General features: G+C 49.3%; 20 protein-coding genes and 1 tRNA gene. 7 read left to right on the top strand and 14 right to left on the bottom strand.

Annotation, left to right across the window (positions count from 1 at the left end; genetic code table 11):
• Positions 1-81 precede the first annotated feature (81 nt).
• Complete coding sequence (gene hemL, locus ABEB26_RS01395; RefSeq protein WP_345720149.1) at positions 82-1371, top strand: glutamate-1-semialdehyde 2,1-aminomutase; 1290 nt, start codon at positions 82-84, stop codon at positions 1369-1371.
• A 46-nt stretch (positions 1372-1417) separates the two neighbouring features.
• Here the strand turns inward: hemL and ABEB26_RS01390 are convergent, their stop codons facing one another.
• The 5 genes from ABEB26_RS01390 to ABEB26_RS01370 all read right to left on the bottom strand — a co-directional run bounded on the left by ABEB26_RS01390 (position 1418) and on the right by ABEB26_RS01370 (position 6127).
• Positions 1418-2245 carry a hypothetical protein gene (locus ABEB26_RS01390; RefSeq protein ID WP_345720148.1) on the bottom strand — a complete coding sequence of 276 codons (828 nt, stop codon included), beginning with the start codon at positions 2243-2245 and terminating at the stop codon, positions 1418-1420.
• A gap of 17 nt (positions 2246-2262) precedes the next feature.
• Entirely contained in the window at positions 2263-3222 is a 960-nt protein-coding gene (locus ABEB26_RS01385; RefSeq protein ID WP_345720147.1) for an endonuclease/exonuclease/phosphatase family protein, read from the bottom strand.
• Between the two features lie 114 nt (positions 3223-3336).
• On the bottom strand, positions 3337-4188 hold the full coding sequence (locus tag ABEB26_RS01380) for a hypothetical protein (RefSeq protein WP_345720146.1): 852 nt from the start codon (positions 4186-4188) through the stop codon (positions 3337-3339).
• Positions 4189-4298: 110 nt separating this feature from the next.
• Positions 4299-4778 carry a hypothetical protein gene (locus tag ABEB26_RS01375; protein ID WP_345720145.1) on the bottom strand — a complete coding sequence of 160 codons (480 nt, stop codon included), beginning with the start codon at positions 4776-4778 and terminating at the stop codon, positions 4299-4301.
• The gene (locus ABEB26_RS01370; protein ID WP_345720144.1) at positions 4775-6127 is read right to left on the bottom strand and encodes an AAA family ATPase; all 1353 of its coding nucleotides are present in this window, start codon (positions 6125-6127) and stop codon (positions 4775-4777) included. The genes ABEB26_RS01375 and ABEB26_RS01370 overlap by 4 nt, the downstream gene beginning before the upstream one ends.
• Before the next feature lie 183 nt (positions 6128-6310).
• Between ABEB26_RS01370 and ABEB26_RS01365 the strand changes: the two genes are divergently transcribed.
• Complete coding sequence (locus ABEB26_RS01365) at positions 6311-8224, top strand: hypothetical protein (protein ID WP_345720142.1); 1914 nt, start codon at positions 6311-6313, stop codon at positions 8222-8224.
• Between the two features lie 102 nt (positions 8225-8326).
• Here ABEB26_RS01365 and ABEB26_RS01360 read toward each other — a convergent pair whose 3' ends face one another.
• From ABEB26_RS01360 to ABEB26_RS01350, 3 genes are read right to left on the bottom strand one after another with little or no spacing between them, the layout of a single operon-like run.
• Positions 8327-8890, bottom strand: a complete 564-nt coding sequence (locus ABEB26_RS01360; protein ID WP_345720140.1) for a hypothetical protein — start codon at positions 8888-8890, stop codon at positions 8327-8329.
• Between the two features lie 12 nt (positions 8891-8902).
• Positions 8903-9448: a hypothetical protein gene (locus tag ABEB26_RS01355; protein ID WP_345720139.1), complete on the bottom strand. Its 546-nt coding sequence runs from the start codon at positions 9446-9448 to the stop codon at positions 8903-8905.
• Entirely contained in the window at positions 9445-10485 is a 1041-nt protein-coding gene (locus tag ABEB26_RS01350; protein WP_345720138.1) for a WXG100 family type VII secretion target, read from the bottom strand. Before ABEB26_RS01350 ends, ABEB26_RS01355 begins: the two co-directional genes overlap by 4 nt.
• Before the next feature lie 496 nt (positions 10486-10981).
• On the opposite strand from ABEB26_RS01350, the gene ABEB26_RS01345 reads away from it, so the two are divergent.
• The 5 genes from ABEB26_RS01345 to ABEB26_RS01325 all read left to right on the top strand — a co-directional run bounded on the left by ABEB26_RS01345 (position 10982) and on the right by ABEB26_RS01325 (position 18064).
• Positions 10982-12682 (top strand): proline--tRNA ligase, encoded by a 1701-nt coding sequence (locus ABEB26_RS01345; protein ID WP_345720137.1) that lies wholly within the window; start codon positions 10982-10984, stop codon positions 12680-12682.
• A 228-nt stretch (positions 12683-12910) separates the two neighbouring features.
• The gene (proC, locus tag ABEB26_RS01340; protein ID WP_345720136.1) at positions 12911-13726 is read left to right on the top strand and encodes a pyrroline-5-carboxylate reductase; all 816 of its coding nucleotides are present in this window, start codon (positions 12911-12913) and stop codon (positions 13724-13726) included.
• Positions 13727-13867: 141 nt separating this feature from the next.
• Positions 13868-15484 carry a Mur ligase family protein gene (locus ABEB26_RS01335; protein WP_345720135.1) on the top strand — a complete coding sequence of 539 codons (1617 nt, stop codon included), beginning with the start codon at positions 13868-13870 and terminating at the stop codon, positions 15482-15484.
• Positions 15481-16737 (top strand): hypothetical protein, encoded by a 1257-nt coding sequence (locus ABEB26_RS01330; RefSeq protein WP_345720134.1) that lies wholly within the window; start codon positions 15481-15483, stop codon positions 16735-16737. Before ABEB26_RS01335 ends, ABEB26_RS01330 begins: the two co-directional genes overlap by 4 nt.
• A gap of 178 nt (positions 16738-16915) precedes the next feature.
• Complete coding sequence (locus ABEB26_RS01325) at positions 16916-18064, top strand: acyl-CoA dehydrogenase (protein WP_012191098.1); 1149 nt, start codon at positions 16916-16918, stop codon at positions 18062-18064.
• A 91-nt stretch (positions 18065-18155) separates the two neighbouring features.
• On the opposite strand, the gene der is transcribed toward ABEB26_RS01325, so the two are convergent.
• From der to ABEB26_RS01295, 6 genes are all read right to left on the bottom strand, one after another.
• Complete coding sequence (gene der / locus ABEB26_RS01320; protein ID WP_345720133.1) at positions 18156-19523, bottom strand: ribosome biogenesis GTPase Der; 1368 nt, start codon at positions 19521-19523, stop codon at positions 18156-18158.
• A gap of 41 nt (positions 19524-19564) precedes the next feature.
• Positions 19565-20857 (bottom strand): THUMP domain-containing class I SAM-dependent methyltransferase, encoded by a 1293-nt coding sequence (locus tag ABEB26_RS01315; RefSeq protein ID WP_345720131.1) that lies wholly within the window; start codon positions 20855-20857, stop codon positions 19565-19567.
• A gap of 123 nt (positions 20858-20980) precedes the next feature.
• Positions 20981-22696: an HD domain-containing phosphohydrolase gene (locus ABEB26_RS01310; RefSeq protein ID WP_345720130.1), complete on the bottom strand. Its 1716-nt coding sequence runs from the start codon at positions 22694-22696 to the stop codon at positions 20981-20983.
• A 46-nt stretch (positions 22697-22742) separates the two neighbouring features.
• Entirely contained in the window at positions 22743-24314 is a 1572-nt protein-coding gene (locus ABEB26_RS01305) for a DUF512 domain-containing protein (protein ID WP_012191102.1), read from the bottom strand.
• 160 nt (positions 24315-24474) lie between these two features.
• Positions 24475-24777, bottom strand: a complete 303-nt coding sequence (gene yhbY / locus ABEB26_RS01300) for a ribosome assembly RNA-binding protein YhbY (RefSeq protein ID WP_012191103.1) — start codon at positions 24775-24777, stop codon at positions 24475-24477.
• 61 nt (positions 24778-24838) lie between these two features.
• Positions 24839-24914 (bottom strand) — tRNA-Gly (locus ABEB26_RS01295).
• Between the last annotated feature and the right edge of the window lie 171 nt (positions 24915-25085).

The following is a 25085-nucleotide window of genomic DNA, read 5'->3' as shown; positions in this document are numbered from 1 at the left end:
TCATGGCTTCGTGGTTTCAAAACTTTCTGGCCCCCGATCCCTAGCCCCTAGCCCCTCAAATACTATTGGAGACACATAAACGTGATCAATGATGCTTCTAGCGCGGCTTTTGAACGCGCCCAAGCACTTTTACCAGGCGGAGTGAATAGCCCAGTGCGGGCTTTTCGTGGCGTTGGCGGCGTGCCACGCTTTATCGATCATGGCGCAGGAGCCTATCTCTACGACATCGATGGTAATCAATATATCGATTATGTCTTGTCGTGGGGGCCGTTAATCCTGGGCCACGCCTATCCGGCGGTGGTTGAGGCAATTTGTGCCCAAGCCCAACGTGGCACAAGCTTTGGCGCACCAACCGAGCTTGAAAGCGAATTGGCCGAGTTGGTGATCGCCGCCGTGCCAAGTGTCGAGATGGTGCGCTTTGTCTCGTCGGGCACTGAGGCTACGATGAGCGCGATTCGCTTGGCGCGGGCTTACACCCAACGCGAGAAAATTATCAAATTCGAGGGTTGCTATCACGGCCATGCTGACCCATTTTTGGTGCAAGCTGGCTCAGGTGTGGCAACGCTGGGCTTGCCCGATAGCCCAGGCGTGTTGAAAAGCGCTACCAGCAATACTCTGACCGCAGCATTTAACGATCTTGAGGCGGTCGAAGCCTTGTTCAAAAACAATACTGGCCAAGTTGCTGCCTTGGTAATCGAGCCTGTGGCAGGCAATATGGGCTTTGTGCTGCCACGCGAAGGCTATCTTGCAGGTTTGCGCCAACTCTGCGATCAACACGGCGCATTGTTAATTTTCGACGAAGTAATGACTGGTTTTCGCGTGGCCTATGGTGGAGCACAAGCCTACTTCAACGTGATGCCCGATTTGACCTGCTTGGGCAAGGTGGTTGGCGGCGGTTTGCCAGCGGCGGCCTATGGCGGGCGACGCGAAATTATGCAGCAGGTCGCGCCAGCAGGCACAATGTATCAAGCAGGAACACTTTCGGGCAACCCACTGGCGATGGTTGCAGGCATTGTAACGCTGCGCGAAATTGCCAAACCCGAAGTCTTCGAGCGCTTAACTGGCGTAACTTCGACGCTGTGCCAAGGTTTTTGGAAGGCTGCCTTCAAAAATGGTATCCCGTTCCAAGCGCATAAAGCTGGCAGCATGTGGGGCTTCTTCTTTGCTGGCGATGAAGTTTACGATTTTACATCGGCGAAAAAGGCTGATACAGCGATGTTTGGCAAATTCTTCCATGCGATGTTAGAGCAGGGCGTGTATCTCGCGCCATCGCAATTTGAGGCCGCCTTTGTCTCAACGGCTCATACCGACGAGCTAGTCGCCCAAACGATCAATGCTGCTCAAGCGGCTTTTGCCAGCATTCGCGGCTAAAACAAAAGCAGCGCCAGTTTGATTATTAAACTGGCGCTGCTTTGCCTCAACGGGTCAAATACCAAGCAAATCCAGCAATTATCATCACCAAAGCCACTGAAACCAACACAAATGGCAAGCGATAAGGCTGGGCTGATGCCACGGTTGGTACAAACATCTGCTCATGCTGCTCACGCTGATTATGCTCAATCGTCCGTAAGTTTTGCGGAAATTGGGCAAAAAGTAAATTGACCCATTCAAATAGCATGAACATAATCACATAAATCCAGATCTGCTGATACTCTAAATCAGACGTACTTGATGGTTTAAAGAATTTGATAAGCATACTAAAGCCTAGGGCAAATCCAACAAATATTGCATAAATCCATCCTCTGATTTTTGGCAGGAGTGGTGGCCAAAACCAGCCTAATTTAGCAATCATTTTTGGGTTATATTGATAGTAGATTGATTTTAAATACGGTGTATCCCGATTAAATGGAATATTATGATATATTGATTTTCCTTTCAGGTAATTTACAATCTCGTTAATATCTTGCTTATTTAACATCGATACTGGAACTTCAAATAATTTAGATTTACTTACCAATCGTAATAAATATGTGCCATTTTCATATTTCATATCTTCAATCGCAATAACAGCATGCCACTCAATACGTTTACCAAAAATTATTGAATCAATGTGCATATAATCATCAGCTGTAACAAAACGCCATTTATAAGATAGCCATGTAAAACCAATTGGAATCAATGTCCATAAAAAACAACCGAGTGCTTCAATAAACAGCTTATTCAGCAAAAACCAGAGTGCTAAGGAAAGAAATCCAAGCGAAAAAAGGACACCATAGAGTGTAACTTTTGACTTATAAACCATCATAATCCTTACTCCTCAAACTATTCAGCTGATCGCTGCAAATCGGCGACCACAAAGCCATGATCAGACAAATTAGCCGTACCATTCCAAGCTCGCAAGGGCTGCCAATGAACGTTAGGCATAATATAATCCAAGCGCACTGCTTTGGGAATAGTGCCATTGCTCGGAAAAGTATAGCCCAAACCCCAACCTTTTTGCTGATAGGCATCGCCAAGCTGCTGGCGTAAACGCAAATAATTAGGTTGACGTTCAGTCGTATTCAAATCACCCGCCAAAATTAAGGGTTGGCTTTGGTCTGCAATCAATTTCAGCAAATGATCGAAGGTTGGGTCTTGCTGGGTCTTGGTGTAAATGCCCTTGAAACTAGCCAGCGGAATATGTGGGTGAGTATTGATCAAACGGGTTGGGCCTTTTGGCGTAGCAATTTCTAAATATTGGCAACCACAACTGTCAACTCCGCGAGCTACTGGAGCCAACTCGCGCACTGGCCAGCGGCTAAGTGTCGCCAAACCACCAGCGCCCGAATGGGGATCAAGTGCAGCATAAGGGTACAAATCTTCCAAGGCTTCGGGGAGTTGCGGGTCGAGCTGAAAATTATATTCCTGCAACACCACAATATCAGGCTGTTGCTGGCGAATTGTCGCGGCCAAGCCATCAATATCTTGGGTATTGTAGAACACATTCCAAGTCATAATTCGCAAATCGTGGGGGGTTAAATTGGCTGATTGGGGCAACCAGCGCCCGCCATACAAACCCAAAACCACCAGCAAATTTAGGCTAAGCACGCCCAATAAATAATGGCGACGCATGCTCACCGCCAGCAGCGCAATTGGCAATAAACTGGCATAAACCCAGGCATCGAATACCAGCAGTACCATGCCTTGAGGCGTGGTTGCGAATGCCGTCCAGCGTAAAAGCGACCACAAACTGCATGGCACAGCACCCAGCCACGCCAAATAGATCAAGCCACGTTTGATCATCGTAGCATCTCCCTTACTCTACAAATTGAGGTACTAGATTTGGCAATTCCAAATCAACGCCAAACCATAGCATGGCTAGCTGCAATTCACCAAACACTTAGGTGCAAGATGCGATTAGCCAACAAAAATCTGATAATAAACCAAAATCAACACGATGATTAACCCATAAAATCCCAATAAGCGGGCAAATAGGGTTTTATCAACCAATTTTGGCACATACAGCGCTTGCTCTTGGGGATTAATCAACGTGGCTGGTTGCTTAATCGCATTTGGCAACAACGCTAAGCTTAATTTGAGCATTTGATAGATTGCAAAGGCGGTAAGTGCAATTAAAAATTCTTGATAGGTTACAACTGTATAGATCATTGCAATTACCAACAAAAACCAACAAAACCGAAGCACTCTTTCAAGTGAATTAATCACCGGTGGTCGATGCAGCCGCATCAGCTTTTGCCAAATGCTTAATCGCTCTGGATAAATCACTGGATAATCGATCGTATCGATGGTTTTGTTGGGAATTGTATGCAATTGGATATAATGCGCTAGCTTGGTTTTGAGCAGTGTGCGATTACGCTCAGTAAAGCGCGTATGCACAATGATAGAGTGTTGAGCATCAGAAAAACGCACTGCATAGGTTGCCCAGAGATAGCTCAGATCGCGATCCATAAAACATGGTGCTGCTGGTTCAGCCACAAATTCAATTGCACGCAGCGTATTCCAAGCAAAATTATAATCGCCAGTGTAATTTTTCACCCGAATGCCGTGATCGCTCAGATAGACATGTTGCCACGTTAATAAGCCAAAGCGCACCAATAGCGAGAGCCACCATATTGTAAAACAGGCTGCGGCCCAAAAGGTATAGTTGCTCAAAAAGCCCAGCCCAAACATCAAGCCAAGCGACCAAGTTAGGCCGACCAAAACGATTAAACTCCGCGAAATGCGCAAGTGAATGATTGATCTTTCCATTGAAGTTCTCGCTTCTCAACTTATTGATTAAGTGTATCAGAGGTTAATACGCACGTTTGAGGAGCTAGGATACAAACTTTATATAGCGTTTATCAGACTATTTGTACAATTTACGGACACAATTGAATCACCTGTATTTGATATTCATCGCGCAGAATCTGCTCAATCTCAGCCCAATCACTATCAGTTGCATTAACAATTGGTGGATGTTCAGGGTGAGTGAGGGCAATCGCAACAAATTTGCGATCTTTAAGATCAAATTTGGCCAAGCGAAGATCATTATTGGGGAATTCACTAAAACTTAGTTTTGCCTCAAGCTCTATCGCATTTATGCTTACATGTTCACAACGGCCATTCCATTCATTAATTAAAAGCCATTTCAGAAATTTATCCCCCAAGCCAGGTTGACCACTATCACTAACATCTTGACGGTATTCACCCATAATAAAATAGCCATCATCAAGAATAACAATGCCTTGCTCTTTAATCGTTTCCAGAAAATCAATACACGCTTCCATACATTCGAAGTCTTTGTGGTCAGCAGCGCCATTAGCTGTCAATAAAACATTCGTATCGATGATGCGTTTCATCGTCCAGCCTCGGCCTTTTTACGGCGAATTGTCTCTCGCGAAAGTGCCGCTAAATCAGCCATTTCATCGCCAAAGAAATCTTTGGGCCAGTTGCGAATATTGCCATATTTATCAACATCAAGTGGCACGGCATGCGATGTACCAGTATCATCCATATCGCAAAAATAGAGTGCGGTATCGGTGTTGCTCAAAACTTCTTCGGCAATTCGCCGTTGCAAGCGGTGCAGCAGGTGTTCGCTATGGCTTTCGAGCACAATTTGCACACCACGTTTGATTGTTTCAATCAAAATATCGGCCAAGTTTGATTGTACCACTGGGTGCAGGTGAATTTCAGGCTGCTCTAAAATAATCGTCGAGCCTGGTTTGGCCGAGGCACACAACACCAGCACAGGCAAAATTTGGGCAACCCCAAAACCAACATCAGTCAACAATACCTCAGCAGCATTCGGTTTGATTTTCACTCGAACTTCGTGCAAATCAACATTAGGAGCAATTTGATGCAAGCGAAAATCAGCAATTAAGCCTAAGTCCTTCAACCAGCTTGCTACTTGTTTAGCTAATTTTGCTTCTGGATCACGCTTTTGATCGGCTAATAAGACTAAAACTGCATGCTCACCCCGATTGCCCAAACTGCGAATTTCACCAGTCCACTGATAAAAACGCTGGGGATCGTGGCGGATCGGGCCAAGATATTGGACATCGCGAAATTGTTCTTCAAAGATTTGTGGGAGTTCATAAATTGCAAATAGGTCAGGAATTTTATCTAAAAGCTCATACGGGAAATGATAAAATTTAGATCTAGGAAGAACAATATCCTTAACTTCAGGCGTATTTCTATCAGATTCCATCAACCAAGATCGATATGTATATTTTTCATCATTAATATTTTTCTCAAATGAGAAATTTCCTAACTCACCATTGGGAAACCCAAAACTATAAAGCAATTTATTCAAAATTATTGTGTTTTTATCAAAAATCAAAGATGATTTTATATTTATTTGATTTACTAGTGATAGCTCTGATCCTAGTCTAACAAACAACATCATGACATGAAAAAAATTATTATTTTTTTGAACAAAATCTAATTCCATTTGAAAACTGAGTTCAGAATTTATATCATTATTGAAAATTACTTCTTCAAAACTGCCAAGCTCTGCATATGCACCATTTAATTCTAAAAATAGCTGACGGTCATTAGAATCAACCGTTTGCTTGAGCATCAAGAGAAAGCGCAAAATTGCGGTTTTACCAGAACTATTGCTGCCAAAAAAGCCAGTTAATGGGGCAAACCGCAACTCGCCTGTATCATTCCACGATTTAAAATGTTGAAAACGCAAATTGGTAATCATCTGCTGAATCTCCCTGCCTAGCCAATGCGTTGATTGTACTTGCAAGCTTGGGGCTTGGCAACGCTGCTGGTTAGGCCGTTGCCAAATCGTGTACAATAGCGCTAGCTACACACCCAAAGCATATTCCGCCCACCCAACAAACAACACCAAAATTTCAGCCGATTCAGCCGAGGAGTAACGATAATGACAGAGCTTCCACTGCGACGATTGATTTTGTACAAACATGGCGTTGGCTATTTCGAGCGGCGCGGTCAGTTCGAGGGCACAAAACTGGCCTTGGCCTTCAGTCGCGAAGCCATGGACGATGTGCTGAAAAGTTTGGTGGTGTTGGAAAAAGGCGAGGGTCATGTCAAGGGCATCGATTACGAACGGCCTGAATCATGGAGCAGCCGGCGGATTGAGCTTGGCGCTGGCCGCCCACTGCGTGATCTCTTAACCGAGTTGCGTGGGCGACGAATTCGTCTAGCTTTGCGTGATGAAGCCGCCGCTGAAGGCTTGATTGTGGGCATCGACGAGCCAGCGCCAGAAGAGCCAATTTCGCAATCGCTGGTGACAATTTATCGCAGCGATGTGCGCCAAATCACTTTGCATCGGTTAAATGATATTCGCGGCGTGCAATTGCTCGATTCAGCTGCCGACGAAGTGCTGTGGTCATTACGCGCCAATAGCGATAAACAAGATTCGCGCACAGCCACGATTCAGCTCGACGAGGGCAAGCACGATCTCTTGGTGGCCTACCTTGCACCAGCCCCTAGTTGGCGGGTTTCCTATCGCATTATTGTCGATAATATCGAAACTGAATTGCCCGATGTGTTGCTTCAAGGCTGGGGTTTATTCGATAATGTGCTTGACGAAGATTTAGAAGATGTGCGAATTTCGTTGGTTGCAGGCCGACCAGTTTCGTTTCGCTACCCGCTCTACGAGCCGCAACAACCAGAACGCCCGTTGATTGAAGATACAATTCGGCCTGCTGCGCCGCCAGCCTATACTTTGGCGGCTCCTGCTCCTGCTGGCGCACCACGACCAAAAATGATGCGAGCTATGGCTATGCGTGAAGAAGCATTCGCGGGAGCTGATCTTGATAGCCTGAGCATGGATGAAATGGCAGCGATTGCGCCCGTTGCCGAAGGTGCTGCCCAAGGGGCTTTATTCCGCTACGATGTGCGTGAACCTGTCAGTGTCGGGCGTGGTCGCTCGGCTTTAGTGCCGTTACTCAATTTGCGCACCGCCTGTCGGCGCGAGTTGGTCTATCGCGGTGCAGCCGGCGAGACCCATCCGATGGTCACGGTACGCTTTGAAAATAGCAGCGGCTTGACCTTAGAGCGCGGCCCAATCACAATTATGGAAAGTCGCTCATATGGCGGTGAGGCGGTCTTGAACTGGACTGCCGAAGGCGCAATGGTGACCATTCGCTATGCCCAAGCCTTGGAAGTTTCAGTCAAAGAAAATCAAAACTCGGCTCATCAAACCCGGCGCATCCGGCTTGGTCGCGATGTCTTGATTCACGAAGTTGAAGAATCGCTGACCACGATTTACACCGCAACAAATACTGCTGGCGAAGCCCGCGTGATCAAAATTGAGCATCCCTTGCGTCACCCCTACGAGCTGTTTGATACGGTGCAACCAGCCGAAGCCAATAGCCAATTGGCCAGTTGGTTATTGCCAATTCCAGCACGGGGCGAAGCGGCATTGCGCGTGCGTGAACGACGCTTGGTCGAACGGCGCGAACACATTCGATCAATCAATTTCGAGCAATTGCGGCGCTATTTGATGGATCGCATGCTCGATCAAAATACTGTCAGTGAGCTACGCGAAGTGCTCACGCTGTATGCACGAATTGATAGCATCGTTCAACGCTACAACGAAATTGAAGCGTTACGTCAGAAGATCTACAATCAACAAACTCAAATTCGCGGCAACCTCGATGTACTCAAAAACGAAGGCGGCGAGGGCGAGCTTCGCACCCGCTATATCACTACGCTTGCCGAAAGCGAGGATCAACTGAATGCGCTGCGTGAGGAAGAAGTGACGTTACGCAGCGAAGAAGCCGCCTGTCACGTCAAACTCGAAGAACATCTCAGCCGCTTCCCTGGCTAGTTATGCCCTCTCCCCCTCGTCCGCACGCGAGCGAGGGGGTAAGCGAAACTCCCCTCGCCCGCTCGGTGGGAGAGGGGTTGGGGGTGAGGGCATGAACATCCTTTACTCAACCAACTTGCCAATTTCGCGCAAATGTAGCTTGACGGCTTCGGCAATCGCCGGATCGGGGTTAGGAAAACTATGGGGAGCATCACTACGAATCGTTCCACTATTTGCGCGTAACTGATAAACCGAAATCGCTTGCTGATTGCTATACGATTCGATTGTATCAAGCAATAACGGATAATCGGCGGCCATTGCGGTTGAGTTTGAACGCACGCGACCCATGACAATGCGTTGTTGATTAAATACCAGCACAAAAAAGCCTTCAATATCCATCTCAGCAGGGCGATCTTTGGCAAGTACTCCTTGGGGATTACGAATCCGCAGTTGTTGCTGAGGCCAATTATATTCAACAAGATCAGTTTGATCGAGAACAATAGAAGCTTCGGTTAAATCAATTGTCTGGAGTGCTGTCGTTGGATTTTGATTTGGCCCTTCAAATTGACTGATCACTGTTCGTTGGAAAATATAAATCGCAAACTGATTGGCTACGGGTGGAGTTTGATCGGTTTGGATGCAGCCAATCAGCACTATGAGCAACCACCAATAACGAAACCACGCCATGGTCAGCATCCCCTACTCAACCAACTTGCCAAGCTGGCGCAAATGTTGCTTGACGGCTTCGGCAATTGTTGGGTCAGGATTGAGAAATGGGTATGGTGCTTGATTTACCCCTAAGCGATCATTCCGCAAGGCATATTGAATTGGCTGATTTGGTTGATATGAATTAGCCCGAATTGATAAAACGGGATATGCATATGAGGTTGGTGAAAATTCCAGAATTCGTTTGCCAGCAATAATCGGTTGTTGATTAAACACAACCACAAAATAGGCATCGCTTAATAAGCGTTTTTGATCTGAATCGCTTACGGTCATTTTGTCAATATTAATCTGTTGATTAGTCCAATCATAAGATAGAAGATTATTTTCATTAATTATGAATGAAGCATCAGATAATGCCATATTCAATAAATCCTGATGATGCATCTGACGAAGTTCTTTGGTTTCACTAAAAATGAATATTTGAAACATAGAATCCTCCTGAATAGTACTAGGGTTTCTAGATTGACAGCTAGTTATAGCCAATACTAAAATAATAATCAATGGATAAAGGTATTTCATTGACAATACCCTTCTTCTTTACAGACATCCATATAAGTTTGCATTCGCTCTTGGGTGATTGCATCAGTTTGCGCTTGATTTTCTGGAGTAACCTCCCAATTCGGGGCATACCATGAAAAACCACGAATATCAATAGTAGCATTGGGGAAGTTCATACTTTGTTTCCATTCTTCAATCGTTACGGGATGATCAAATAATGATGGATCGATGATCATAGGTTGTAAGTTTCCTTGTGCATCACGAACCATAATGCTTGGTGCGACATGATAATCCCATTCAACAGGCTCAAAACCATCATATTGAAATTGCTGATCGATACGTAATTCGTTCAATCCATCACCAAGAGCAGTATCAAAGATAAAGACTTTTGAAATATGTTCTTGATTAAATGCATAGCGCTCCACCATCCTATTTCCCATAAGATAAGCCCGCGCATAGCAACCATCATATGGAAACTGGAAGGGGATGTCGGGTTCATTGGTCATATCATCAAAAATCAGGGTGGCATCAGCATAACTGACCGAGCCATCTTGATTAACTTGCACCCCATCGGCACGATCGTTCTGCCATGTTTCGACCGCTTGAAGAATAAAATCAATTAATTTTTGGAAGAATGGCGGCAGCAGCGATTTGTCGCTCGGTGGCGTTGGGGTCGGGGTAGATTTTGATCGTACCTCGCCATCAACGACTTGGGCAAACATTGAACCATTACCACCTACGGCCATCGCGCCAAAATCACCGCGAAAGAGTGCAGCAGCTTCAGCCTCGGCATCGGCCATGATTTGCCGAATGGCCTTGGTGGTTTCAACACTGCCTTGCAACGAATGCAACAAGCGCTGAAAGGCTGGATTAACCACATGCTCAAATTCTTGAAAACAGGCGTTGGCAGCGCTGCCTTGCCATTGGCCGGCTTGTAACGCGGTCATGGTTTGGCAGAGGCTGGATTGAATGGTTTGGCTCTGGTCATGCAGTTTTTGGAAGCGTTGGATGATCGTATCGACTATGGCATAGTCGATCTGCACAATTGGTGCGGACATAGCATCAGACCTCACAACGAGGAGGGGAACTCTGGCAAGCATGCAGAAAATAGGGGGAGTATCGCCCTCAATTCAACTCAATCAGCTAGAGTATAGCGCCAGAAATCCTGATTGCAAGCTTAAATTTTTAACTAAATCGGTCAATTGACAGGTTTGCATAAGCTATGATAGAGTTGCAGCCACAAAGTTGATAGTAAACGTTGATGGGGATTAGTAGCGCAGCAAGTGCCAACCAGCGATTCGAGGATGGTGTAAGCTCGAAATGGACTAGGCTGCCCGAACCCACCCCAGAGTTACCGCCGAACCAAGTGTGTACTCCACACCCAAACAAGGTTGGTCGGGTTTGTCGCCGAGATCACGACACGTCAATTCACTGGTTGACGACCAAGGGGAGGCTCATCTGAGCTTCAACTAGGGTGGTACCGCGGTTTTTAGCCGTCCCTAGATGCTGTTGCATCTGGGGACGGTTTTTTTATTGGCTGCAAGGAGGTCGGTTATGCGGATGAGTAGTGGTTTCGGGCGCACATTGCGCGAGGCTCCAAGCGAAGCAGAATTAGCTGCGCATCAATTAATTCTACGCGCTGGCTTGGCGCGGCAATTATTAGCTGGTGGTATGGCGCTGTTGCCACTCGGCATGCGGGTATTTCGCCGGATTGAAGCAATTATGCACGCCGAATTAGCTGCAATCGGGGCTGGCGAATTTCGCACGCCGGTTGTGCATGCCGCCAGTTTATGGGAGCAAACCGGACGTTATGCCCAATATGGCGAGGCCATGCTACGATTCAATAATCGCAATCAACAGGCTTTGTTATTTGCGCCAACCCACGAAGAGGCGGTGGCCGAGCTAGCTCGCCGCGAAGTTGATTCGTATCGCCAATTGCCAAGCCTGCTCTACCAAATTCACACCAAATATCGCGATGAGTTGCGAGTACGCGGCGGTTTGTTGCGGCTGCGCGAATTTACCATGCTCGATGCCTACTCGCTCGATGCCGATTGGGCAGGCTTGGATGGGGTCTATGATCGGGTGGCGCTCGCTTTTGAAACAATTTTCGAGCGTTGTGGCGTGCGTTTTACCGCTGTTGAAGCTGATGGCGGCGAGATGGGCGGACGAGAACCACGCGAATATATGGCTTTTTCGAGTAGTGGCGAAGATAGCTTGGCGGTTTGTGCAAGCTGCAATTACGCCGCCAATAGCGAGGTTGCGGTACGCGGCCAAGCTGCTGATAATGCTGAAGATGTACCAGCCATGAGCGAAATCGCCACTCCAGCCTGCACCACCATCGCCGAACTCGCCGCCTTTTTGCAGGTGAGCGAAGCCCAAACTGCCAAAGCGGTCTTTTTTAACTCACCTGAAAAAGGCTTGATTTTCGTGGTGGTACGCGGCGATCGTGAAGTCAACGAAATTAAATTACGGGCTTCGGCAGGGGTTTCGGCGCTTGAGCCAGCCACACTTGAGCAAATTAGCGCGGTTGGGGCGGTTGCTGGCTATGCTTCACCAGTTGGCCTGAGCAATGTCACGGTTATCGCCGATCATTCGGTGGTGGGCGTTGGCGGCTTGGTCGCTGGAGCTAATCGTATTGGCTACCACTTACAAAACGTCGTTTATGGCCGCGATTGGCAAGCAACCGTGGTTGCCGATATTGCCAATGTCGAGGCGGGCGATGCTTGCCCAGTCTGTGGTGCAGCTTTGAGCTTGGAACGGGGCATCGAAATTGGCCATATCTTTAAATTGGGAACTCGCTACACCGAAGCCCTCGGCGCAACCTACCTTGACCCACAAGGCCAAGCCCAACCAATCGTCATGGGTTCGTATGGCATTGGCCTCGAACGCTTGTTGCAAGTCATTATCGAGCAACATCACGACGAAAAAGGCATTGTTTGGCCTGCATCCGTCGCGCCATTCGATCTGCATTTGGTGCAACTTGGCGCGAGTGCCACGGTCGGAGAGACCGCCAATCGGCTTTATCAACAATTGAGCGAAGCTGGCCTCAGCGTGCTCTACGACGATCGCAATGAATCGGCGGGAGTCAAATTTAACGATGCTGATTTGTTAGGAATGCCGTTGCGGCTTACGGTTGGCGAACGTGGCCTCAAGCAACAGGTCGTCGAGCTACGCCAACGGGCAACTGGGGTGGTCGAGACAATCGCGCTTGATCAAGTGGTGAAGAGTATTAAGAACATAGAACATAGAGCATAGAGGCGAGGGATCAGGGGTTAGGGATCAGGAGTTAGGGGTTAGTTTTTAACGCAGAGGCACAGAGTACGAAAGGATGCGGGATGAAGGATGAATCTAATTGGTGGAATTCGTGGCTAAAATAGCCTTCGTGCTCTTCGTGTCCTTCGTGGATCAAAACCAACTTCCGCAGCGTGGCGGCTAGGCAATGGAGCCTGTGAAACTTCAGCCAATCATGGAGAACACCAGACCATGTTAACCAATCTCAATGTTGCAGTTATTGGCACAGGCACTATGGGCGAGGCCGTCATCGGTGGCCTACTCCAAGCCGAATTGGTACAACCAACCCAAGTTTTGGCGGCCACTCCGCGCCCTGAGCGTCGCCGCGAGCTATCACAACGCTGGGGCATTGCCACCACAGGCGATAATCGCGAGGCCGCAACTTGGGGCAATGTGGTGATTTTAGGCATCAAACCTCAAATGACTGAGCAAGTGCTGCCCCAACTCAACGGCGCATTTCAAACCGATGATCTGATTGTTTCGGTTTTGGCAGGGGTCAAGATGCGCCAAATCGCCGAAGCGACTGGTCATAACGCCATTGCACGTTCGATGCCCAATACTCCTGCCCAAATTGCCGAAGGTATTACAGTTTGGACGGCCAGCAAAGGGCTTGATCAGGCGCGGCGTGGTTGGGCCAAAATCGTACTCAGCGCCATTGGCGAGGAAGTTGAGGTTGAGGACGAGAAATTTATGGATATGGCCACGGCACTCTCGGGCACAGGCCCAGCCTACGTTTTTATGGTGATGGAAGCCTTGATCGATGCTGGTGTACACATGGGATTTCCCCGCCGGATCGCGGCTCAACTGGTCGAGCAAACCGTGATTGGAGCGGTGCGCTACTCGGCCCAATCGGGCAAGCATGTCGCCGAACTACGCAATATGGTGACTTCGCCAGGTGGTACAACCGCTGCTGCCCTTTACGAACTCGAAAAAGGGCGTTTGCGCACGGTTTTAGCCGATGGAGTTTGGGCGGCGTATCGTCGCGCTCGTGAGCTTGGTGGCGAGTAATCGTTCAAATACAAACCACAGCCTACGCAAATGTTCGAATAATGTTTAGTCTGTGGTTTGAACAGCCGCAAATCAATTGCTTTTTTGGGCGGTGCATGTACCATTAAGCCTAGATTCGCGCTGAATTAAGGTTGGTGGCCTATGCTGGAGTTTCGTGATATTCGGGCCTTGGAAGGGCCAAATGGCTATGCTCATGCCCCGGTTGCTTTAGTTCGGCTGGTTGGCGAAGCTGAGGAGATTAATGCTTGGCTCAAGCAAGTGGCGCTGGTTTGTGCCAACTATGGCATCGCCCACGCTGAGCCTGTTTTACAACAACACCCGAGTTTGGGCGAATATGCCATTACTTGGCAAACTGCTACGCCCGAAAGTTTGGCTCTGCTGCTTGAGCAATTGGCAGGCTCAGATCAAGCTGCCAGCACTGCCGAAATTCAGGCGATGCTGGAGCAGGAGCAAATTCCAAACTCATTGCACGATTTAGCCAATCAACAATTGGCACTTTGGCGTGAGGCTGAAGCATGGTGGGTTGGCTATGGCCGTTATCGCCAAAACGCCGCTCAATTCGACCGTAGCATGTACCAAACCTTGCCAATTATCGCGATTAGTGGCACTAACGGCAAAACCACCACTACCCGCTTGATCGATTTTAGCTTGCGCACCGCTGGCTACCAAACAGGCCGCACCGATACCGACGGCGTTTGGATTAACAACCAAGCAATAGAGCAAGGCGATTGGACGGGTTTTGGCGGAGCGCAACAGGTACTGAGCCATTCAGCGGTCGAGGTGGCTGTGTTGGAAACTGCTCGCGGTGGTTTATTGCGCCGTGGCTTGGCCTTCAACCAGTGCGAGATTGCGGTTTTAACCAATGTTGCCGACGATCATCTGCCAGATCGCGGTTTGGCAACTGTCGCCGAAATGGCCCATTTCAAGGCAACCATTGTACGAGCCGCCCAAAAAGCCGTTATTTTGAATGCTGATGATCCGGTGTTAGTTGAGGTGGTTGCCCCCCAAGCAACAACGCCAATTATTTGGTTTAGTTTGCAAGCCAATAACCCCTTGATTATACAAGCGCAACAGCAGCAACAAACGTGTTTGTATCTTGATGCTAACCAATTAATTCTAGCCAGTGCTGGCCAAACTCAAGCATTAATTGCGGTGGTTGAGTTGCCCTTGAGTTTTGGCGGCGTGGCTCAGCACAATATTGCCAATGCTTTGGCTGCTGCTGCCGCGCTGTTTGCATTTGGATTAAGCGCTGGCCAGATTGCGCTGGGCCTCGCTGGATTTCAACCAAATGCCGAGCATAACCCAGGCCGTTTGAATCAATTTCAGCGCGATGGCATCACCTTATTAATCGATTATGCTCACAATAGCGATGGCTTGCGGGTGTTATTAGCTAGCGCCGCGCCACTCCGCACCGCCAATGGAAAAATTGCCATGGTGTTCAGCGGCACGGGTGATCGTACCGACCAACAAATTCAAGAGCAAATGACAATCATCGCCCAACATGTGGATCGGTTGATCCTCAAGCGCGATCCATGGTTTTTGCGTGGGCGCGAACCAGGCGTTTTAGAGCCATTGATGATCGCTGCTGCCAGTGCTGTTGGCCTTGATCCTGCCGCAATCACCGAGCTAGAGGGCGACGAAGCCGCTTTTGCCGAGCTTACCCAACCAGCCAAGGCGGGTGATGTGCTGATTTGGATTGTTTATAAAGATCGGGCTAGCAAAATTGCCATCGCCCAAGCCTGGGAGCGCAACCCATGAGCGAAGCCATGATCGAGTCTGCAAACATCCAAGAGGAATACTTGTGGAATAGCGCCCGTGAAGATCTGCCACCCAAGAAACCATTGGTTGAAATTGGTTGGGTGTTAATTGGCACATTTGAAAAAATCGACGAAGGTGCAATTCGCACGGCTCGCGAACGAACTCGTGAATATTTACGCCAGCGCTTCCCTGAATTTTCGTGGCGCGTGCCAATCGTCGTGCGTCCCGACCCCAATCCTGATGATGTGCTGGCCGAGCCGATTAGATTAATTGATATGGCGGTGACCGAGCGTTTGACCAAGGGTTGGGATTTTGCGATTGCCTTTACCGCCACCGATCTGCACGCCTTGAGCAAGCAATACACGTTGGGCACACCCGCCAGTGGCCTTGATGCCGCAGCGATCTCGACTGCGCGGCTCGACCCAACTGCTCAGCGCTCGATGGTGCGCAAAGCTGAGCGCGAATTGGTGCTGAGCAATCGCATCTGGGCGCTATTTTTACATTTGCTGGGCGATTTGTTGGCCTTGCCGCATAACGACGATCACACTAGTCCAATGAGCGTGCCGCGTGTGCCCGAAGATCTCGATGCAGTCCACGATTTTAGTAGCGAGGAACATGAATGGATGCTCGAATCGCTGACCGAAGTTGCCGACCTGCGGGTTGAAGAAACTGCTCAATCATCGCGCAATCCCTTCTTTTTTACCTTGCGCGTACTAGTACGCTCAGGTCGCGAAATTATCGCCGCCGTCGCCCGTAACCGCCCATGGATTTTGGTTTGGCATCTGACTAAATTTACGGGCGCAGCCTTATCGACCTTGCTGATTCTGCTCTTTACCGCCGAAGTGTGGGATGTTGGCGTGCGCTTGCCATTGGCTGAAGTGGCTGGGGCTTTAGGAATCACGATTGCGGGAACCACCACCTTTGTCGTAACACGCCAGCGCTTGCTCACCCGCCGCACCCGCTTTCGGCTAACTGAGCAAGTCGTTGTAACTGATTTTGCAATTATTTTAACAATTTTAGGCTCAATGCTGTCGATGGTGTTGCTGCTGATCAGCGCTGCAATGCTGGTCATTTGGGTGGTTCCCAACGAATTGGCGCTTCGTTGGACCGATTTCGCAATTTTGTCGCTTGAGCATAATCTGGCCTTGGCTGGTACGGTCACGATCATTGGGCTGATTGTGGGCGCACTTGGGGCCAGCATCGAAGACCAAACCACCTTCCGCCATGTGGCCTTTATCGATGAAGAAACGTAATTAGGGATCAGGGGTCAGGGGTTTGGGATCAGAGTGTAGGCTTTAGCTAGAACCAGTGAAGAAGCCAAAACCCTCGTTATCCTGAACCCTAACCCCTAGCCCCTGACCCCTAACGGACAACTTCTTGGTATACTACAATTAGGCAACGAAGCCGACCAAATCATAGGAGATATGTTTAATGGATTTCCAGTTAACCCAAGAACAGCAAGAGTTACGTCAGAGTGTGCGTGAATTTGCTGAGCGTGAGTTATTGCCCAAAGCCAAAGACGTTGATGAAAAAGCCCAGATTCCAGCCTCAACTTGGCAAAAAATGGCCGATATGGGCTTGATGGGCTTGCCTTTTGCTGAAGAATTGGGCGGTGCAGGAGCCGATGCGATTAGCGCGGCGCTGGCAGTTGAAGAAATTGCCCGCTGTTGTGGCTCGACTGCGCTTTCCTATGCGGCCCATGTTGGTTTGGGTAGCGCCCCAATCGCCATGTTTGGCAACGATCAACAAAAAGAGCAATTTCTGCGGCCAGCTGCTGAAGGTCGTTACCTTGGGGCATTTGGCTTAACTGAACCCCATGCTGGCTCGGATGCTGGCTCAACGCGCACTACTGCCGTGCGCGATGGCAACGAATGGGTGATCAACGGTGCAAAAATGTGGATCACCAACGCCGCCGAAGCAGGCCACTTGATCGCCACCGCTATTACCAATAAAGATCGCGGCAAACGTGGCATCAGCGCGATCATCATTCCCAAAGGTACGCCTGGAGTGCATTTTGGCAGCCCTGAGCACAAAATGGGTTTACGTGGATCAAATACTCACGCTATCACCTTTGATAATGTGCGGGTTCCGCTTGAAAATCTGCTGGGAGCCGAAGGCGATGGCTTTGTGCAATTCCTCAAAGTGCTTGATGGCGGACGAATCTCGATTGGGGCCATGGCAATTGGTTTAGGCGTGGCCGCAATGGAAGCTGCGGTTAGCTATGCCCGTGAGCGCCAAGCCTTTGGCCATGCAATTGGTAGCTATCAATCGATCAGCAATATGTTGGCTGATATGGATACCGAGCTAGAAGCTGCTCGTTTGCTGATTTTACGTGCCGCATGGCTCAAAGAAAATGGCAAACCCTTTACCCGCGAAGCAGCGATTGCCAAACTCTACGCCTCGGAAGCCTCAGAACGGGCCTGCCGCAACGCCGTGCAAATCTTTGGCGGCTACGGCTATAGCAGCGAATATCCGGTTGAGCGCTACTATCGCGACACCCGTTTGCTGACCATTGGCGAAGGCACATCGGAAATTCTGCGTATGGTCATCTCACGTGGTTTACTTGGCGAATTAGCCTAATTTTTTGGACTTAATCAAATAATTTAATTGTAAAAAGCACTTCAATCGGCGTTGATTGAAGTGCTTTTTGCTGGATTGAATGCTAGAATATTTAGCGTTTGCCAGAAACCGAAACGGTTTGCTCTTCCTCGCGACCTTTGAACACCAAAATAATTGGTGTGCCAATAAAGCCATATTGTTCGCGAATACGATTTTCGAGGTAGCGCTTGTAGCCAAAGTGCACTTGTTCTGGTGCATTCGAGAAGAACAAGAAGACTGGTGGCTCAACTTGGGCTTGGGTTGCATAGAACAAGCGCAAGTGAGCGCCTTTATGCATTGCTGTTGGTGGGTGTTCGCGCACCGCTGCCCGCAACAAGTTGTTAATATCCGAAGTGCTAACGCGTTTGTTGCGTTCGCTCTGGATGGTTTGGGCAATATCGAGCACTTTGGTAGCGCGTTGGCCAGTTTTAGCCGAAATAAATTCAATCGGCGCATACGGCGCAAAGTGAAACACCTGCGACATGGTGGTTTTGGCATCTTCGTAGCTGAATTTGGCTTTATCGATCAAATCCCATTTGTTGACGATAATCGCCAAGCCTTTGTTGGCTTCCAAAACCATGCCTGCCACGTGGGTGTCTTGAGCGGTCGGGCCTTCTTGGGCATCGACCAAAATCAGGGCAATATGGCAACGCTCGATTGCTTTCATCGTGCGTAACACACTGTAGCGTTCAATCCCTTGCTCAATCGAGCCACGTCGCCGAATCCCAGCGGTATCGATCAAGGTAATTGGAATGCCTTTATAGGTCAATTTGGTGTCGATTGAATCGCGAGTTGTGCCAGGAATATCGCTAACAACCACCCGCTCTTCGCCGACCAATTTATTCAGCAAGCTCGATTTACCAACGTTTGGTCGCCCGACAATCGCAATTTTCAGCGAATTGTCGTCTTCCTCTTCTTCTTGGCCTGCTGGCAAATTGCGCACAATTTCATCAAGCAAATCGCCTGAGCCGGTGCCATGATAGGCGCTCAAAGCAATTGGGTCGCCCAAGCCAAGGTTGTAGAACTCAACCGCATTTTGGCGGCGATCTTCGGTATCAGCTTTGTTTACACCCAAGACTACAGGTTTGCTGCTACGGCGCAATAAGGCGGCAACCTCTTCATCAGCAGCGATCAAGCCTTCACGTACATCGACCATAAACACAATCACATCGGCTTCGTCGATCGCCAGCTGAGCTTGTTGGTGAGTACGGCGCACAATTTCGGCTAAAGGCAAGTTTGGATCATCATCGCCAACCAACAAACCTGCCGTATCTACAATGGTAAATACGCGGCCATTCCAGATCGTTTCGCCATATTGGCGGTCGCGGGTTGTGCCAGCTTCATCGGCAATAATCGCGCGGCGCTCGCCAATCAGCTTATTAAACAAGGTCGATTTGCCAACATTAGGTCGGCCAACAATCGCCACAATTGGTTTTTCCATAGTTATACCTCTTTCGCAATGCGGCCCAAAAGCCCACATCGCTACATTCTACGACGTTCAAGTTGCACAATCGTGGCCGTTTGGCCCAATACAGCGATTGGGAACGTTCCACGAACTCGTAATTCTGGCGTGGCATTGATTTTTTCGCGCAGCACATCGATTTCGGCAGCCAGCGCCACGATCATGCCACCAGGCGCAACGATTCGCGCCCATTCTGCACAGACCCCAGAATACAATTGATGCAATTCATCGATATTGTTGACTTGTTTACCAAAGGGCAAATTGGTGACGAGCTTGTTAATTTCGCCTGGTTGGAATGGTAAGTCAGTAGCATCTAAACGGCGAATGGCTAAATCGCCGCCAACACTTGCTAAGTTTCGGCTCAGGGCTTTGACTGCTTCACGGCTCTTATCGCCAGCAATTAGCCGCTCAAACGGCCCAATTGCTGCCCGTTCAGCAATGATCGTTCCTGTGCCAGCCATGGCATCTAAAAAGACATCGGTTGGTTGCGGGTTGGAGAGCCGCACCATCGCCGCAGCAATCGCAGGTCGCAAGGCCGCCGGACGATCAACCACGCGCTGAATGCGATGGCGCATACCGCCAGTTGAAAGCCGAATTGCGACCACAATTTCGCTACCAAACAGGGTTACCCACATTTCAACATCGGCATCTTCTTCGACCAACTTCCAGCGGCCTGGCCAGTTATCGCGCACCGCATCGGCCACGGCGATACCCACGGCTTTACGGGCAAAATCTTGCTTGCCAGTGACCCGCGTTACCACCCGAAAACTGGTGATTTTGGGCGTGCGACCACCATTCAAGGTGAAAACCCGCAGAGCCGTTGGCACCAACGGGCTATTTTTGACCGCAGCGTGAATTTGCTTCAAGCCACTTTGATCAGGTGAGATATTGAAAGCCCGTGCTGCTACCACAAATAAATCTTCGGCAGTTCGCAGATTAAACAATTCTTTGGAGTTGGTGTTGGTATGAAACAACAACATATCATCTTTTTGGGTAATGTGGCGTTGGGCAACCAGCATTGGTTTTTGCAAGGTCGCATTAATTTCGGCCAACAACAATTGGCCAACCCCAGGTTGGGTTTGCACCGCAAACAACGGACGACTCATATCGACGGTTGGTTGTTTGACAAATGCTCGCTGGCGGACTACTCCGGCGGGAGCTGCACCCGCTGGGCGGCCAGCAGGATCATGGCGTGGGCCACGGGTTGGCGCTTGATTGGGGCGTGAGCCAGGTCGGCCAGGTCGGGCTGGACGAGCGGCATTCGATTGCGGGCCGCGCTGTGGGCTACGGCGTTTTGGGCGTTGGAATGGCATATCTATTGCAACTCGCGTAAATTGCGAGTTTTCCTTTCATCAGACTAAATTCAGATCAAACAGCCATGCTGTTGACCAACAATCCCACCATAGCCCGCGCAAATGCCCGAAAACCCAGCCTGCTCAAGCCGATGGTGTTAGTGGAGTGCGAAATGGTGTTGCATCGTTGATAATTCGATGGTCGCCAATATCATCACGCAGCCGTTGCGGGCGAACTCGCCCACGATTTAATGCTTGCCAGAGTGCTTCAACACAGACAGCATCAAATTCTGTGTCGGCTCCAGCCCGCAAACGTCGAAACGCTTCTTCAATTGGTAAGCCTCTGCGATACGGTCGGTCAGAGGTCATGGCATCAAAGGCATCGGCCACGGCGACAATTCGTCCACCGAGTGAAATTTGGCCTTTGGCTAAGCCATACGGGTAGCCGCTGCCATCAAGTCGCTCGTGATGTTGAATAATCACTGGTAACTCGGTTTGCAACATGCGAATATGGCCGAGAATTCGCTCGCCAATCTCAGGATGCGATTTCATCTCGCCAAATTCATCGTCGGTCAAGCGTCCAGGCTTTTTCAGCACCCCATCGCTAATGCCAATTTTGCCAACATCGTGCAAAATCGCACCAATCCGCAGGTGGTGAATAAAGCTTGGCTCAAGCTCTAATTCTTCAGCAATCGCCACGGCAAATTCCGAAACCCGCTTGGAATGGCCTTCGGTATACGGGTCTTTGGCATCAATCGCCGCCGTCAAGGCTTGAATAACATCAAGAAATAGCTCGTTGACATCAGCATACAAATCGGCAATTTCGAGCACGGTTGCTGCTTGACGTGCCAAGGTTTGCAACAACAATTTATCATCATCATCGAAACGGCCATCGCGTTTGTTCAAAACCTCGATGCAACCAATCAGATGTTCCTCGGATTGCGCTCGTTCACGGCCAAAGGTAATGCAACGAGTGCGCAATGGCACGGCCAAAATCGAACGGGTATCAAAACCGGTCATCTGATCAACACTACCATCGTGGCGTTGATCGCGCTTGACATCGCCAACGCAGATTGTCTCGCCAGTTTCAGCGACGTAGCCCGCGATACCACGGCCTTTGGCCAAACGCACCGACTGAACGCGTTCATGCAGATGGCCCGTCGAATGCTGCAAAATCAAATCGCCTGTTTCTGGCTCAGTCAAAAACAGCGAACTAGCCTCGGCATCAAGCAAAATTCGCGCATAATCGATGATCAAATTTAGCAAGGTCTTGCGGTCGAGGGTCGAGCCAATATGGCCCACAATCTCGACCAAGGCACTCAAGCGTGATTCACGTTGCTGGCTTTTTTTCAACAAGCGTGCTTTTTCGACTTCGGCAGCCATCCGATTGCCCAAGAGTTTGAGCAAGCGCGGCTCAGAACGTTGCGGATTGAAAATCTGAATCACGCCAACGACCTGTTCTTCGAGCAGGAGCGGCAACGACAGTAGCGAGCGTAATTGCAGGCTATTGGCCTCGCCTAGCCGACGATCCCAACGTGGATCGGCGTTGATATCTTCGATCCACAATGGTTGAGCTGCACGAATTGTAGCCCCAACCAAACCGATATTAATTGGTAAACGCATGCCAACCAAATGTTGACTCGCCGGATCGCCATGGACAACCTGAAAAACGATCTCATCGTCATCAACCAGATAGAGCGTACCCGCCTCACCGCCAGCAATCTCGATCAACAAGGCCAGCATGCGATCAAGCAAAGGATCGAGGGTCATGCTACTAGCAATCGCATCAGCCCGCTCAATCACGACCAACACCTGTTCCAACTCAAAGGCACTATTTTGCACAACCGTCTGCGATGTCATACTCATGCTCCACTGTGTCAGGTAGCACTCGCAGGCGGTTGAGCGGCTAGCGCATTGAAGCCTGAGCCAGATACCGGCGCTGCGAGCGCGGTTTAGCTTGGCGGCTGAGTTGACGCACGACCCTGCGAATTTCGTGGGGCATCCGTGCCATTGTCACCTGCGCACCAAGTGCGGTTGCAATTTGTTCAACAGTCCATTCATCAATTGTGCGAGTTCCGGAGTGATCGAACATCACTTTCGGCAGCATCACAATATCAGCTGGGCCATGCTTTTGTAACTCAGCGACCACATCGCCGCCAGTCAGCAAGCCCGAAACTGTCACCATCTCGCCAAAAAATTGATTGACGACTGGGCATAATTCCACGGTCAGGTTTTCAATTCGACTAAGTTGTTCAGCGACTTGTTGCAACACGGGAGCGGCGAGGGTTGCACAAGCCAGCAACATGCGGGTGGGTTTATCGACAGCACTTGGCAGCGAAGGCACAATCTCGGCCCATTCATCTTGGAATTGGCGCACCAGGCCCACACCATTCTCTAATTGATCGTAGCCTTCGTACAACGAGCCATCGGGCTGTTCGCGGCCCGCCAACAGATAAAACTCATCCGAGGGATAGACCAAGACCGAGCCATGTTCGGCCATGTAATATTCTTGAAATGGTTCGCAGATGTCGATTACAGCAGCGGCTTCATCGCCACGATATGGCCGCAACTCGACTTCGGTGGCCGCCCCTAACCGCGCACAAAAGCCGAGATTTCCTTCCTTGGCCGCTTGAAACAATTCGTTGGCAACCGGCGCTTCTTCTTGCCAAATTGGCTGAGCTTCCCAGTTGCTATCAATCCATTCGGCGCTTTCGTGCACGCGGATGGCAGCTTTGATGCTTTGGGGTTTTTTGCCCTCAAAACGATAACGGGTTAGGCCAACTGGCACAATCGCGATGCTTTGAACAATTGGATACAACTGACCCAATTCATGGATGGTTTGGGCTAAGGCTGGGCCATCATTCAATTGTGGACATGCCACGACTTGGGTATGCACATCGATGCCCAAATCGCCTAAGCGCCGAATTTGCTCCAACACATCGGGAACATCGGGCTTGCCCAACAAAATTGCCCGCAAGGTACGATCAGTCGCGTGGACTGAAATATACATTGGCCCCAAGCGTTGTTCAGCAATCCGATCCCAATCTTCCTCCTTGAGATTCGTCAATGTTACAAAGTTACCATACAAAAACGACAAGCGATAGTCATCGTCCTTAAGGTAGAGTGTTTTGCGGAATCCTTTAGGCATTTGGGTCAGAAAGCAGAAGGGGCATTTATTATTGCAGGTTCGCAAGCGATCAAATAATGGCTCGACAAAATCGAGGCCAAGCATATCATCGGGGTTTTTGGTCAATTGGATGCTACGTTCTTCGCCAGCTTGGCGCACCAGCAACTCAACTTGATCTTCAGTCATGGCAAAGCGAAAATCAATCACATCGCGCATCACCCGACCGTTGACTTGCAGAATTGCGTCACCAGCTTGTAGCCCAAGTTGCGCACCAGTACTGCCTGCTGCGACTGCTTGAATAACCCCGCCATTGCCTGGTCGAATATTACTAAGATTTGGTTGATATTCCATAGCACATCACTAGTTATTGCGTTAAGCGCGGCTGCTAATCGCACAAAAGGCGCACCTTGCATTGTGCGCCTCATCCGCATTCTATCGCGTCAAATTACCAAGGGCTGTAGCCCAACATTATGTATTATAGCAGAAAGCCTTGATTGTGCTAGACGCTGATTTAGCGTGGCAACACAATCACTTGCTTATCGTCAAGCCGACTTGGACGATACAGAATCGCTACATTGCCCACCAACGCAACCAACGTAGCCTCAGTATCAGCCACCAATTGATCAGTTAATTCGCGCCGTTCTTCTTTAAATTCGCCAAACTTCACTTTGATCAATTCATGGGCATCAAGGGCGGCGGCCACAGCGGCTACCACCGTACTTGAAAGCCCTTGTTTGCCAATTTGCACCACAGGCTTGAGGTCGTGAGCCAAGCGGCGCAAATATTGGCGTTGATTACTATTTAATGTGAGCATGCTTGCCCTTTCAAGCTTCGATTACAATAAAAAACTGCTGGTTTTCACCAGCAGTCATTCGTGGAGCGGGAAACGAGACTCAAACTCGCGACCTTCTCCTTGGCAAGGAGACGCTCTATCAACTGAGCTATTCCCGCATCGCGTTATGGGGTTATTATACACAGCTTGGGGAAAATTGCAAATTTAGGCGCTATGGGCCATTGATATATCCTTGGGCTAGCCCAGCCACAGGACTAGAGCGCCTTTAATTGCTGGTGATTAAAAACAGCAACCACCATTTTATTAATGGTGGTTGCTGCAAAAAGAGC

This window comes from Herpetosiphon gulosus, assembly GCF_039545135.1.
GTDB classification, from domain to species: domain Bacteria; phylum Chloroflexota; class Chloroflexia; order Chloroflexales; family Herpetosiphonaceae; genus Herpetosiphon; species Herpetosiphon gulosus.
The sequence above is the reverse complement of the archived record's forward strand: the minus strand, read 5'-3'. Positions and strand labels throughout refer to the sequence as shown.